Genomic DNA, 13,517 nt, shown 5'->3' on the forward strand with positions numbered 1-13,517 from the left:
GCTCCGGGACGCTTCCGTGCCGACACCGCCACCGGCCGCCGGATTTGTACGACGAATCCCCGGGCCTGTGGACAACTTCCGGCAGCGGGTCGCGGTGGACGGGCAACCTGGACCGCGTCGGCGAGCGCTGCGGCGGTCGTGGGCGGCGGTCCACCACCGTGGACCGGAGCAGCGGCGGGCGCCGGTCCGGCCGCAGGAGCGACCGTGAACGAGCTGGGACCGTCTATGACATACGGGGGTTGTCGTGCATCCGGTGGTGAAGCCCGCGCTCAGGCGCGGTTGGCGCGATCTGAAGACCGTGCAGTTCGGGATGGCTCCGGCGCACGCGATGACGCTCGGTCCGCTGGACCAGGCGTCCGGGTATTTCCTCGACCTGCTCAACGGCACGCGGGGCATGGAGCTCCTGCGCGAGGAGGGCCGCCGGATGGACCTCCCCGACGGCCACGTCGACCGGCTCGTGCGCGGCCTCGCCGAAGCCGGGCTGCTCGACGACGCCCGGGGCGGCGGGCCGGACGCCGAGGCGCTGCGGCAGAACAGGGACGTCCTCGACCGTCTGCGCCCGGACCTGGCGACCCTCTCCCTGACGACGTCCCGGCCCGGCGAGGCGATGGGCCGGCTGGCCGCCCGGCGCGCGCAGCGGGTGCAGGTGCGGGGCGCGGGCCGGGTGGGTGTGATGCTTGCCTCACTGCTCGCGGGCGCCGGTGTGGGCGAGGTCGAGGTGCTCGACGGCGGCTGTGTGGAGCCCTGGGACGTCGCCCCCGGCGGGCTGCCCGTGGAATCCGTCGGGGACCGCAGGGACGCAGCGGCTCGCCGTGCCGTGCGGCGGGCCGCTCCTGACCGCCCACCGCGCCGGCCGGCGGCCGGAGCGGCTCCGTCGGCGGCTGATCCGGGCTTGTCGCTGGTGGTTCTCGCTCCCCGCGACGACGTCGCCGTGCACGCGCCGGACCCTGCCTCCGCCGAGCCCTTCATGTCCGCCGGCACACCCCATCTGTTCGCCGGTGTCGTGGAGGGGACGGGTGTCGTCGGACCGTTCGTCCTGCCCGGGGAGACCGGCTGCGCGGAGTGCCTGCACCGCGACCGCACCGACCGTGATCCCACCTGGCCCCGCCTCGTCGCCCAGTGGCGCTCGGGCCGGCAGCGTCAGGTGCGGCCCTGTGACCTGACCCTGGCCACCACCGTGGCCGGACTGGCCGCCGCCCACGCGCTGGCCTTCCTGGACGGCCGGCTCCCGTCCAGCGCCGGGGCACGCTGGGAGGTCTCTATTCCGGAGCTGCACTGGCATGCACGGCCCGTCTACGCGCATGCTGCATGTCCGTGCGGGGCGACGACGAGAGGAAACGAGGAGCACCTTTCCGAGGACGGGGAGCCGCACGAGACAATGGCTGTGCAACGGCCGCCGACGCAGTGCCGTGAGGCAGCGGCGGAGCGGCCGGCTGGGACTTGGAGGGCGCATGTCTGATCTTCCCCGGAAGGCGGTCACCCGGACCGCCAAGCTCGCCGCGCTCCCGCTCGGCATCGCCGGGCGGGCGACCTGGGGGTTCGGCAAGCGGATCGTCGGCGAGTCCGCCGAACTCGTCGGCCGTGAGCTCCAGCAGCGCACCGCCGAGCAGCTGTTCAAGGTGCTCGGTGAGCTCAAGGGCGGGGCGATGAAGTTCGGGCAGGCCCTGTCCGTCTTCGAGTCCGCCCTGCCGGAAGAGGTGGCCGGGCCCTACCGGGCCGCCCTGACCAAGCTCCAGGAAGCCGCACCACCGATGCCGACCCGTACGGTGCACACGGTGCTGCGCGAGCGGCTCGGGGAGGACTGGCAGGAGCTGTTCCTGGAGTTCGAGGACAAGCCGGCCGCGGCCGCCTCGATCGGCCAGGTGCACCGGGCGGTGTGGCACGACGGCCGTGAGGTGGCGGTCAAGGTGCAGTACCCGGGCGCCGGCGAGGCCCTGCTGTCCGACCTGAACCAGCTGAGCCGCTTCTCCCGCCTGCTCGGCCCGCTCATCCCCGGCATGGACATCAAGCCCTTGATCGCCGAGCTGAAGGACCGGGTCTCGGAGGAACTGGACTACGGGCTGGAGGCGCAGGCCCAGCACGCCCACGCCGACGAGTTCGCGGACGACCCGGACGTCGTCGTGCCGCAGGTGGTCCATCAGTCCGAACAGGTCCTCATCACCGAGTGGATCGACGGCATCCCGCTGTCGGAGATCATCTCGGACGGCACCCAGGAGCAGCGCGACCGGGCCGGTCAGCTCCTGGCCCGGTTCCTGTTCTCCGGCCCCGCCCGCACCGGCCTGCTGCACGCCGATCCCCACCCGGGCAACTTCCGCCTCCTGCCCGGCGGCCCCGGCGGCGAGGACGACTGGCGGCTTGGCGTGCTCGACTTCGGCACGGTCGACCGCCTGCCCGGCGGACTGCCCGCCACCATCGGGGAGTGCCTGCGGCTGACCCTCGACGGAGAGGCCGAGACGGTCTACGAGCTGCTGTGCGCGGAAGGGTTCGTCAAGGAGACGATAGAGCTGGAGGCCGACGCGGTCCTCGACTATCTGCTGCCGATCATCGAGCCGGCCCAGGTCGAGGAGTTCACCTTCACCCGCGGCTGGATGCGCAGCCAGGCGGCCCGGGTCGCCGACCCCCGCTCCCCCGCCTACCAGCTCGGCAAGCGGCTCAACCTGCCCCCGTCCTATCTGTTGATCCACCGGGTGACGCTGAGCACCATCGGCGTGCTGTGCCAGCTGGGGTCCACGGTGCGGCTGCGCGAGGAACTCGAGGAGTGGCTCCCGGGATTCCTCCCCGAGGAACCGGAGGACGGCGAGGAGTCGGTCGCCCAGGCATGAGCCGCGGCGCCCGGTCCGGGCCGGGCTTCACCACCAGTCGGAGTCCAGCCGCCCCTCGATCGACCCGAGGTTCTCCCGCGAGCAGGTGTCGCAGTAGGAGCGGCCGACGCCGCGCTCCACCGAGAACGTCCAGGTCGGTGGCGGGCCTTCCGCTCGGGCGTCCGCCGCCGCACCACAGCGGGCGCACACCGGCCGCGGGGGCTCTGCGGACGCGCTGTCGCCGTCGTCGGCTCCGGCAGGACTTGTCGAACTCGCCACGCGGCGACCATACGCCGCGACACCGGCCGCGAACACCGGGGCGACGAGGCCCGGCCGGCTGCCGGCACACCGCGGGGGCCGGTCCGTCGGTACGGACCGGCCCCCGCGAGAAGAGCCCGGCCTCCGGCTCGGGAGGCCCGTGCGTCAGATCCGGCCGGTCACTGCATGACCGCCATGGCGAGCGCCCGGCGGGCGCGCCGCGAGGCGCGCTCCGCCCTGCGCTGCATCCGGCGGGCGGTCACCAGGCGCACGGCCCGGCGTTCCTGCTCCGCCTCCTGCAAGCGCTCGTGCATATGCGCACGAGCCAGGGCTTCTGGGATGAGTTGCATCTCTCGGGTCCTGTTCTGACGCGAGTCCTTCGCGCCGGTGGTGGTGAAATCGCGGGTCGCGGAGCCTGCGGGCTCGTCGGTGGACGGCTTCATCGGGGCCTGCTTCTGGGGGTCGTGCGTGAGGGGACGGTCGATCGTTCCTGGGGTGTTCATGCTGTGACCGGGTTCTTGCGCGGGCGGCCACGCGGCCGCTTCCGGGCGACGACGACACCCTGGACGAACAGCTCGCCACCCCAGACGCCCCAAGGCTCACGCCGCTCCTTGGCGCCGGCGAGGCAGGCCTCGACCAGCGGGCAGGTACGGCAGAGGGACTTGGCGTACTCGACGTCCGCGGGCGACTCGGCGAAGAAGACCTCCGGGTCGTAGGAGCGGCACGGGACGGGTACGCCGAGGTTCTCGATGGCGTCGTCGAGCGCGGTGAGCGCGGTGAGCGGGGTCAAGGCGGAGTCCTCCGTGGAGCCGGGCTTGGGGATCGTGTCGGAAGGCGGTACGGACGGTGCGTGCGCTTCGAGTTGCACGGTTCGTCTTCCTCGTCTGGTCGTTCCGGCCTGTTGGCCGGGGCGGCTGGTACCGGGTTCTTTTCTTGTCCCGAGGCTCCTTCGGCCTGTCGCCCCTGGTCGGGGACAAACAGAAGGGCCGCGGATCCCGGATGGGGTTCCGCGGCCCTGAAGGCGCCGGCCTGATCGCCGATCAGGCTGGATCACTCCAGGGTTCTGGCCCACGGAAGGCCCACATCTGGTGGTGCTGCGTCGTCTGCTTCCGGAATCCGGCACCGGTCGCCGTAAAGGCATAGGCCTGCGCCTGCGCCACTACTGCTGCTTCCAGTGCCTTGGTCGGTCGCTCATTGCGCTCGCGGACAGGAAGGGCCGCGGGAGCAACGGAGGAGGCAGCCGGAAGGACGGCACGAATGCCGGACAGACCGGTGCCCAGGTTCGAGACGCCGAGCATGCACGTGGAGACGGCCGAGCGATCGGTCATTTTCACGATGCTGAAGAAGCTGGTGTTGATGCTGATCACTGGACTCGCCTCCTCTCGGCGTCTCGGGGGACTGGACGGACCAGTCCTGCGGATATGCAAGTACAACACGGAATCAGGGCCTTCGAGAAGGCCGCTGCTCTCGTGCCTAAGAACCTATGGGGATCGCCCGGGCATGCGCAAACTATTTTTTCGACGAGTTCGTGTCAGTCCTCATCGGTGTCCGAAGCGCCGTACTGGCCTGCGCAGATGGCCAGCACCTCGGCCCCGTAGCGGTTGAGCTTGCGCTGCCCGACGCCCGGGATGCGGGCCAGCTCGTGGGCGTCGTCCGGGGCGGCCTCCGCGATCGCCATCAGGGTGCGGTCGGTGAAGACGCAAAAGGCGGGCTGACCACTGGTGCGTGCCTGGTCCGCGCGCCATTCGCGCAGCCGCTCGTAGAGACCCTCGTTCATGTCGGAGGGGCAGCCGTCGCAGCGCATCAGCTTCATCTCGCCGGCGTCGGTCAGGGTACGGCCGCAGACCCGGCAGCGCGCGGGGACGCGACGCGTGCGTCTCGGGGTGGAGCCCCTGGTTCCGGGGATGCCGCGCTCGATTCCGCCCGCTCCGCCCGCGGCGGAGCGTCCGGTGGTGGCCGTGGAACCGGGGCGCAGCCCCTCGAGGAAGCGGCTCGGGCGGCGGCTGGGACGGCCGCCGGGTGAGCGGGAGAGCGACCAGGAGAGGTGGAGGCGCTCGCGTGCGCGGGTGACGCCGACGTAGAGCAGGCGGCGCTCCTCCTCGATCTGCTCGTCGGTCTTCGCGTAGGTGATCGGCATCATGCCTTCGGCCACGCCGACGAGGAACACCACGTCCCACTCCAGGCCCTTGGCGGAGTGCAGGGAGGCCAGGGTGACGCCTTGCACCGTGGGGGCGTGCTGGGCGTTGGCACGTTCGTCGAGCTCGGCGACGAGGTCCGCGAGGGTGGCGCCGGGCCGGGCGGCGGCGAAGTCGTGGGCGAGGTTCACCAGGGCGGCCAGCGACTCCCAGCGTTCGCGCATGGCGCCGGAGCCGGCCGGTGGCTGCGGGGTCCAGCCCTCACCCGACAGCACCGCGCGCACCTGGGAGGGCAGGTCGACGACGTCGTCCAGCAGGGAGTCGTTACCGCCGAAGCGGGCCGCGCCGCGCAGGGCGACGCCCGCCTTGCGCACCTCCGGGCGGTCGAAGAACCGCTCGGCACCGCGCAACTGGTAGGGCACCCCGGCGTCGGCGAGAGCCTGCTCGTAGGTCTCGGACTGCGCGTTCGTGCGGAAGAGGACGGCGATCTCGGCGGCCGGGACACCGGAGTCGACGAGCTCGCGGATGCGACGGGCGGCGCCTTCGGCTTCGGCCGGCTCGTCGGTGTACTCGGTGTAGACGGGCTCGGGACCGGGACCGCGCTGGGAGACGAGCTCCAGGCGGTGGTCGGCGGCGCGGCCCCGGGCCTGGGCGAGCAGGCCGTTGGCGAGGTGGACGACCTGGGGCGTGGAGCGGTAGTCGCGGACCAGTTTGACGACCGTCGCCCCGGGGTGGCGGGTGCGGAAGTCCAGCAGGTGATCGGGGGTCGCCCCGGTGAAGGAGTAGATGGTCTGGCTGGCGTCGCCGACCACGCAGAGGTCGTCCCGGTCGCCCAGCCACAGTTCGAGCAGGCGCTGCTGCAGGGGGCTGACGTCCTGGTACTCGTCGACGACGAAGTGCTGGTACTGGGCGCGGACCTGCTCGGCGATGTCGTGCCGGTCCTGCAGGACGGCCACGGTCAGCAGCAGGACGTCCTCGAAGTCGATGACGGAGCGCTCGCGTTTGACGTCCTCGTAGGCGGCGTAGAGCTGAGCGATCTCGGCCGGGTCGCGGGGCGTCTCACGGCCGGCCTTGGCCGCGGCGGGGGCGTAGTCGGCGGGGACGGTCTGGGTGACCTTCGACCATTCGATCTCGGCGGTGACGTCCCGCAGCTCACCGCGGTCGAGCCGGATGCGGCAGGCGGCGGCCGCGTCGGCGACGAGCTGGATCTTGCGATCGACGAGTCGCGGCATGGAGCCACCGACGGCTTTCGGCCAGAAGTACTGGAGCTGGCGCAGGGCCGCCGAGTGGAAGGTGCGGGCCTGGACGCCCTCGGCGCCGAGCTGGCGCAGCCGGCCGCGCATCTCCCCCGCGGCGCGGTTGGTGAAGGTGACGGCGAGCACGCTGGCGGGGTGGAGGATGCCGGCGCGCACGCCGTAGGCGATGCGGTGGGTGATCGCCCGGGTCTTGCCCGTACCGGCGCCCGCCAGGACGCACACCGGACCGTGCAGGGCGGTGGCCACCTCGCGCTGCTCGGGGTCGAGCCCTTCGAGCACCGCGTCGGCCGAGTCCGGTACCCGCGGGAAGAGGGGGGAGTGCGTTGCTGCTGTCACACGGCCATGCTGCCAGGTCACCGGAGACGGCTGTGCCGGTTGTCCACAGGCACGCACCGATAGTCGTACTGATGCGACAGGCGTCACTCCGGCCGGTGCGGTGGGCGTCACAGCCGATGACAGTCGCGGAGCCGTTGGGAAGCGGGTGGAGCGGGGCAGCGGGAATGGTGGACGTTTCACATACGTTGCCTCCACTGCGAACCCGTCCCCGAGTCACCGAAGGAGCGCGAGCGACATGCCGGGCACTGTGACGATGTACAGCACCACGTGGTGCGGCTACTGCCGCCGGCTGAAGAGCCAGATGGACCGCGAGGGCATCGCGTACGACGAGATCAACATCGAGCAGGACCCGGAGTCCGCCGCGTTCGTGGAGAAGGCGAACGGCGGAAACCAGACGGTGCCCACCGTTCTGTTCCCCGACGGCTCCACGCTGACCAACCCTTCGCTGGCCCAGGTGAAGCAGAAGATCGGCGCGTAACCGCGCGGTCGTACGCGAAAGGCGGCTTCCGAGAAGCTCGGGGGCCGCCTTTCGTGTACTTCGTCCCAGGGCTCCGTCAGGCGGCCGTCCTCGTCGGGAGCGGCTTGCCGTACCAGAGCTCGATCAGGCGGGCCGCGATCGAGATGCCGTAGGGCGGGAGCACCTCGCCCGACTCGAAGGCGGCGCGCAGTTCGTCGCGGGAGAACCAGCGGGCCTCGTGGATCTCGTCGCCGTCGACGTCGATCTCCGTCGAGGTGGCGCGGGCCAGGAAGCCCAGCATGAGGCTGGACGGGAAGGGCCAGGGCTGGCTGGCGACGTACTCGACCGGGCCGACGGTGATGCCGACCTCCTCCTGGACCTCGCGGCGCACCGACTGCTCGATCGATTCGCCGGGCTCGACGAAACCGGCGAGCGTCGAGAAGCGCCCCTCGGGCCAGTGCACCTGGCGGCCGAGCAGGATGCGGTCGTCCTCGTCGGTCACCGCCATGATCACGGCCGGGTCGGTCCGCGGGTAGTGCTCGGCACCGCAGGCCGGGCACCGGCGGATGTGGCCGGCCGCGGCGATGACGGTGCGCTCGCCGCAGCGGGAGCAGAAGCGGTGGGTGCGCTGCCAGTTCTCCAGGCCCACGGCGTGCACCATCAGGCCGATGTCCCGGGCCGACAGCAGCAGGCCCGCCTCGCGCAGACCCGCCGGGCGCGCCGACTGGTCCATGCGTCCGGGCAGGGCGTCCTTCTGCAGGGCGAAGTAGCTGACGCCGTCGTCGTCGATGCCGAGGAAGTAGCGGTGCGCCTCGGTGAGCGGGGCCTCGAAGGAGGGGGTCATGACGAGTTCGGTGCGTCCGTCCGCCGTCTCGTCGATGAGGACCTGGCCGCCGGAGACCACGAAGCAGCGGGTGGAGGGATGGCTCCACGCCGCCGCGAGCCAGGCCTCGTCGAGCCGGTGGTGGGCGGCCCGGTCGATGCCGCTCGGGGCGGTGAGCGAGATGGGACGGTCGGCGTTGTGGTCGGTCCAGGTGGTCACGGGTGCTTCCAACTCCCCCGGTGGAACGGTTGGTTCGGCGGACTGATCGACGGGCTGTACGGCGGGAGACGAAGTGGTCCGGCCGGCTCCGGCAGTGCGGGGCGGCCCTTCCAGTGTGCCCCGCGCGCGTGGCCGGCCGGACGCGCGGAAGACTCAGGGGGCGTGGCCCCAGTGCTCGGCGAGGTCGCCCCACAGGTACGCGGTGGCCTCGACGCCCTTGAGCAGCAGGTCCAGCTCGACCTTCTCGTTCGGGGCGTGCCAGCCGTCGGACGGGACGGAGATACCCAGGAACAGCACCGGGGCGCCCAGGACGTCCTGCAGGTCGGCGGCCGGGCCGGAGCCGCCCTCACGGGTGAAGCGGACCGGCTTGCCGAAGGCCCGGCCCATGGCGCGCACGACCGACTGCAGCGCCGGGTGGTCCAGCGGCGTCAGGCACGGGCGCGTGGCCCCGCTGAACGTGATCTCGCAGCGGACGCCGTCGGGCACCTGCTGTCCGGCCCAGGCGCGGACGGCCTTCTCGACGTGGCCGGGCTCCTGGCCCGCCACCAGACGGAAGGACAGCTTCACCCTGGCGGAGGACGGGATGATCGTCTTGCTGCCGGGGCCCTGATAACCGCCCCCGATGCCGTTCACCTCCGCGGTGGGGCGGGCCCACACGCGCTCCAGGGTGCTGTAGCCGACCTCCCCGTGTGCCGCGTACGACTTGGCTCCGCGCAGCCACCGCTCCTCGTCGAAGGGGAGTTCCGCGAAGAGGTCGCGCTCTCGGTCGGTCAGTTCGACCACGCCGTCGTAGAAGCCCGGGATCGCCACGCGCCCGTGCTCGTCGTGCAGGGCGGCGACCAGGCGGGCGGCGGCCGTCGCCGGGTTGGGCACGGCGCCGCCGAAGGAGCCGGAGTGGATGTCCTGGTCGGGGCCGTGCAGCGATATCTCGCACTCGGCCAGGCCGCGCATGCCCGTGCACACCGTGGGGGTGTCCTCGGACCACATGCCGGTGTCGGAGACGATGACCGCGTCGGCGGCGAGCCGCTCCGCGTGCTGTTCGACCAGCGCCCGGAAGTGCGGCGAGCCGGACTCCTCCTCGCCCTCGATCAGCAACTTCAGGTGCACGGCCGGGGCGGTGCGGCCCGTGGCGGCGAGATGGGCGCGCACACCGAGGGTGTGGAAGAACACCTGCCCCTTGTCGTCGGCGGCCCCGCGCGCGTAGAGGCGGTTGCCGCGCACGACCGGCTCGAACGGCTCGCTGTCCCAGCCGTCCTCCCGGGCGGCGGGCTGCACGTCGTGGTGGCCGTAGACCAGCACCGTGGGCGCCTGCGGGTCGTCGCAGGGCCACTCGGCGTAGACGGCGGGCGCGCCCTGGGTGGGCCAGACCTCGGCCGTCGGGAAGCCGGTCTCCTTGAGCTTGGCGGCGAGCCAGTCGGCGCTGCGTCGTACGTCGGGCGCGTGGCCGGGCTGGGCCGACACCGACGGGATGCGCAGCCACTCGGCGAGGTCGTCGAGGAAGGCGTCGCGATGCTGCTCGATGTACGTACGGACGACGCTGTCCGGGGTCTGGCTCATGGTCACGAGCCTATCGGCCCGCGCCGACGTCGTCGGAGTGCGGTTCCTCACCGAGCCGCCCTCCCTCGGGCTCTTCCGTGAGCAGCCGCTCCAGGGCGGCCCGGCCGGGCAGGTGCCGCGGGCGTACGACCTCCCCGCCGCGCACGTACAGGAACGCTGCCGTGACCCTCTCCGGGGGCACGCCCTGCTGCTCGGCCCAGGCGAGGCGGTAGACGGCCAGCTGGAGCGGGTCGGCGGTGCGGGACCGGCTGGTCTTCCAGTCGACGATCTCGTACGTCGCGTCCTCACCGTCGCCCTGCTTGTAGACGGCGTCGATGCGGCCCCGGACGACCCGGCCGGCGATCGCCAGCTGGAAAGGGGCCTCGACCCGGTACGGCGTGCGGCGTGCGTACTCGGTGCGTTCGAAGGCCTCCTTGAGCGCTTCCAGGTCTCGTTCGTCGGCGATCTCGGCGTCGGTGCCGGGCAGTTCCTCCGGCTCCAGCATCGGCAGCGTGAGTTCCTCGAAACGGGCCTCGACCCAGGCGTGGAAGCGGGTGCCGCGGCGGGCGGCGGGCTGGGGCGGGCGCGGCATGGGGCGGGCCAGCTCCTGGGCGAAGCCGTCCGGGTCGGCGGCCAGGTGCATCAGCTGGGACGCCGTGAGCGACGCCGGCAGGGGGACCTCGGTGATGCTGTCGCGGGCGCGCAGCAGCTCCCCCGTGAGGGCGTCGAGGTCGCGGTCCCAGGAGGCGACGGTGCGGGCCTCCTCGGGGGTGAGACGCGGGTCGCCCCGGAAGGGCGCGGGCTCGGCCGGGGCGGCCTGGTGGGGGACGGTGGGACGGCGGTGCCTGGTCCCGGCGTCGCCGGCGCCCGGCTCGGCCGGCAGGGCGCGGTCGTCGAACGCACCGGACTCGTCGAACGCACCCGACTCGTCGAACGCACCGGACTCGTCGAAGGGGTCCGGCTCGTCGTACGAGGGCTCACCGTAGGAGGGCTCCTCGTAGGGGGGCTCTTCGTACGAGGCCTGGGCGTGAGGGGGCTCGTCGTACGGCGGCTCGTCGTCCTCGGGCGGTGGGGGCCACTCCGGGTCGTCGACGAGACCCGGGGCGTGCACCGCGGCGGGCTGGATGTCCTCCCGGGACGCGAGGTCCTCCAGGTGGGCCAGGACGGTCTCGGCAGCCGCGCGGCGGCGGGCCAGGGCCGCGTCGTCCAGGGGCAGGGGCCACACCTGGTCGGCGGCGGCCTGGTGCAGGGCCGGGTTCTCCTCGTCCTCGGCGGGTTCCTCCGCCCAGGCCTCGATCTCGCCGTGGCCCGCTTCGCAGTGCTCGTAGAGGGCCTGGAGGAACGCCGACGGTCCGCGGCGCTTCTTCTGGGTCGGGCCCCACCAGTGGCCGGAGCCCAGCAGGAGGGAGCGGGGGCGGGTGAAGGTGACGTAACCGAGGCGGAGTTCCTCGGTGTGCTGGTGGTCCTTCATCGCCTCGTGGAAGGCCTTCATGCCCCGGGCGTCCCAGGAGGTGACGTCGGGCAGGGTGTCGGCGTCACCGCGCAGCTCGTGCGGCAGGACCTTGCCCTGGGAGGTCCACTTCTCGCGGCCCTGGCTGCTGGGGAAGGTGCCGGTGACCAGACCCGGGACGACCACGACGTCCCACTCCAGGCCCTTGGACTTGTGCGCGGTGAGCACCTTGACGGTGTTCTCCCCGCCGGGCAGCGCGTTGTCGAGGCCCTTCTCGTACTGGGCGGCGGTGCGCAGGAAGCCGAGGAAGGCGAGCAGGGTCGCCTCGTTGTCGCCGGCGGCGAAGGAGGCGGCGACGTCGAGGAAGTTCGACAGGGTCTCGCGGCGGCGGGCGGCCAGGGCGTGCGGGGACGCCGACAGCTCGACCTCCAGGCCGGTGACGGCGAGTACGCGGTGCAGGACGTCCATCAGCGGGTCGGACAGGGAGCGGCGCAGCTCGCGCAGTTCGGTGGCCAGCCGGGCGAAGCGCACGCGCGCGTCGGGCGAGAAGGGGAGCCCGTCGTCGTCCCCGCGGCCGTCGAGCGGTGTCTCCAGGAACGTGTCGAGGGCGTCCGCGAGGGAGATCACCTCCGACGGGTCGGTGCCCTCGACCGCCTCGGCGAGCCGGCGGTCCGGGTCGTCGTCGCCCTCCACGCGCGCGTGGGCCACGAGCAGCCGGGCGCGCCGCCCCAGCAGGGCGAGGTCGCGGGGGCCGATGCGCCAGCGGGGGCCGGTCAGCAGGCGGACCAGGGAGGCGTTGGCGCCGGGGTCCTGCAGGACCTCGCAGACGGCCACGAGGTCGGCGATCTCCGGCAGGTGCAGCAGCCCGGACAGGCCCACGACCTCCACCGGGACGTCCCGCGCGACCAGGGCGCCCTGGATCTCGGCGAAGTCGGTGGCCGTGCGGCACAGGACGGCGATCTCGCCGGGCGGAGTGCCCGTCCGCACGAGATGGGCGACGGAGTCGGCGGCCCAGTCCAGTTCCTCGGCGTGGGTGCGCAGCAGGGCGCACCGCACCATGCCGTCGCGCTCGGCGCCCGGGGCCGGGCGGAGTGCCTCCACGCCCGCGTGCAGGGCGCGCAGGGGTTCCGCGAGACCGTTGGCGAGGTCGAGCAGGCGGCCGCCGCTGCGGCGGTTCTCGCTGAGCGCCTGCCGGGTCGCGGGGCGGCCGTCGGCGCGGGCGAAGTGCTCGGGGAAGTCGTCGAGGTTGGCCACGGAGGCGCCGCGCCAGCCGTAGATCGCCTGGCAGGGGTCGCCGACGGCGGTGACCGGGTGGCCGGTGCCCTCCCCGAACAGGCCCGCCAGCAGGACGCGCTGGGCGACGGAGGTGTCCTGGTACTCGTCGAGCAGGACCACCCGGAACTCCTCGCGCAGCAGGCGTCCCACCTCCGGGGTCTTCGCGAGACGGGCCGACAGGGCGATCTGGTCGCCGAAGTCGAGCAGGTCCCGCTCACGCTTGGCGGCCCGGTAGCGGGTGACCAGCTCGGCGAGTTCCCGGCGGGCGGCGGCCGCTTCGGGCACCTTGCGCAGGTCGGCGTTGCTGAGCTTGGCGCCGTGCAGGGCCAGCAGCAGCTCCGCGTCGTAGGCGCGCAGTGCCTCCGGGCGTACGAGGTGCTCGGCGAGCTCGGCGTCCAGCGCGAGCAGGTCGCCCACGAGGTCCGGGAAGGACCGGGTCAGGGCCGGGTAGGGCCCGGGTGACTCGCGCAGCACGCGCGCGGCGAGCTGGAACCGGGTGGCGTCGGCGAGCAGGCGGGAGGTCGGCTCCAGGCCGATGCGCAGGCCGTGGTCGGTCAGCAGCCGGCCCGCGAAGGCGTGGTAGGTGGAGATCACCGGCTCGCCGGGCGGGTTGTCCGGGTCGATGGCGTCGGGGTCGGTGACGCCGGCCTTGACCAGCGCCTTGCGGACGCGCTCGGCGAGTTCGGCGGCGGCCTTGTTCGTGAAGGTGAGGCCGAGCACCTGCTCGGGGGCGACCTGGCCGGTGCCGACCAGCCACACCACGCGCGCCGCCATCACCGTCGTCTTGCCCGAGCCGGCTCCGGCCACGATCACCTGCGGGGCGGGCGGCGCGGTGATGCAGGCCGTCTGCTCCGGGGTGAAGGGGATGCCGAGGAGCTCTTTGAGCTGTTCGGGGTCGGTGATACGGGCGGGCACGTCGAAGAGGCTAGCGGCGGCCACTGACAGCGGTGACCGGATCGGCCCGCGGGACG

At 72.8% G+C, this 13,517-nt stretch carries 11 protein-coding genes; 3 read left to right on the forward strand and 8 right to left on the reverse strand.

All coding sequences use genetic code 11. The features are described from left to right. Window positions 1-244 precede the first annotated feature (244 nt). A complete protein-coding gene (locus tag Q5694_RS31115; RefSeq protein WP_333936844.1) occupies window positions 245-1,459 on the forward strand; it encodes a ThiF family adenylyltransferase in 1,215 nt (404 codons plus the stop codon). Continuing rightward, entirely contained in the window at window positions 1,452-2,822 is a 1,371-nt protein-coding gene (locus Q5694_RS31120) for an ABC1 kinase family protein (RefSeq protein WP_333936845.1), read from the forward strand. Before Q5694_RS31115 ends, Q5694_RS31120 begins: the two co-directional genes overlap by 8 nt. Window positions 2,823-2,849: 27 nt before the next feature. Here the strand turns inward: Q5694_RS31120 and Q5694_RS31125 are convergent, their stop codons facing one another. From Q5694_RS31125 to Q5694_RS31145, 5 genes are all read right to left on the reverse strand, one after another. Beyond that, the gene (locus Q5694_RS31125; RefSeq protein ID WP_333936846.1) at window positions 2,850-3,080 is read right to left on the reverse strand and encodes a hypothetical protein; all 231 of its coding nucleotides are present in this window, start codon (window positions 3,078-3,080) and stop codon (window positions 2,850-2,852) included. A 158-nt stretch (window positions 3,081-3,238) separates the two neighbouring features. Next, complete coding sequence (locus tag Q5694_RS31130; protein WP_333936847.1) at window positions 3,239-3,562, reverse strand: hypothetical protein; 324 nt, start codon at window positions 3,560-3,562, stop codon at window positions 3,239-3,241. Then, window positions 3,559-3,927 carry a WhiB family transcriptional regulator gene (locus Q5694_RS31135; protein WP_037766327.1) on the reverse strand — a complete coding sequence of 123 codons (369 nt, stop codon included), beginning with the start codon at window positions 3,925-3,927 and terminating at the stop codon, window positions 3,559-3,561. Before Q5694_RS31135 ends, Q5694_RS31130 begins: the two co-directional genes overlap by 4 nt. 172 nt (window positions 3,928-4,099) lie before the next feature. Next, entirely contained in the window at window positions 4,100-4,426 is a 327-nt protein-coding gene (locus tag Q5694_RS31140; RefSeq protein WP_333936848.1) for a hypothetical protein, read from the reverse strand. A 164-nt stretch (window positions 4,427-4,590) separates the two neighbouring features. Further along, the gene (locus Q5694_RS31145; protein ID WP_333936849.1) at window positions 4,591-6,843 is read right to left on the reverse strand and encodes an ATP-dependent DNA helicase UvrD2; all 2,253 of its coding nucleotides are present in this window, start codon (window positions 6,841-6,843) and stop codon (window positions 4,591-4,593) included. Between the two features lie 178 nt (window positions 6,844-7,021). Between Q5694_RS31145 and Q5694_RS31150 the strand changes: the two genes are divergently transcribed. Further along, a complete protein-coding gene (locus Q5694_RS31150; protein ID WP_333936850.1) occupies window positions 7,022-7,264 on the forward strand; it encodes a mycoredoxin in 243 nt (80 codons plus the stop codon). Between the two features lie 76 nt (window positions 7,265-7,340). On the opposite strand, the gene nudC is transcribed toward Q5694_RS31150, so the two are convergent. The 3 genes from nudC to Q5694_RS31165 all read right to left on the reverse strand — a co-directional run bounded on the left by nudC (window position 7,341) and on the right by Q5694_RS31165 (window position 13,461). Beyond that, window positions 7,341-8,285: an NAD(+) diphosphatase gene (nudC, locus tag Q5694_RS31155; protein ID WP_333936851.1), complete on the reverse strand. Its 945-nt coding sequence runs from the start codon at window positions 8,283-8,285 to the stop codon at window positions 7,341-7,343. A 153-nt stretch (window positions 8,286-8,438) separates the two neighbouring features. Further along, entirely contained in the window at window positions 8,439-9,842 is a 1,404-nt protein-coding gene (locus Q5694_RS31160) for a dipeptidase (protein ID WP_333936852.1), read from the reverse strand. A 10-nt stretch (window positions 9,843-9,852) separates the two neighbouring features. Then, a complete protein-coding gene (locus Q5694_RS31165; RefSeq protein ID WP_333936854.1) occupies window positions 9,853-13,461 on the reverse strand; it encodes an ATP-dependent DNA helicase in 3,609 nt (1,202 codons plus the stop codon). Window positions 13,462-13,517 lie beyond the last annotated feature (56 nt).

The organism is Streptomyces sp. AHA2, from assembly GCF_036857595.1.
Taxonomy (GTDB): domain Bacteria; phylum Actinomycetota; class Actinomycetes; order Streptomycetales; family Streptomycetaceae; genus Streptomyces.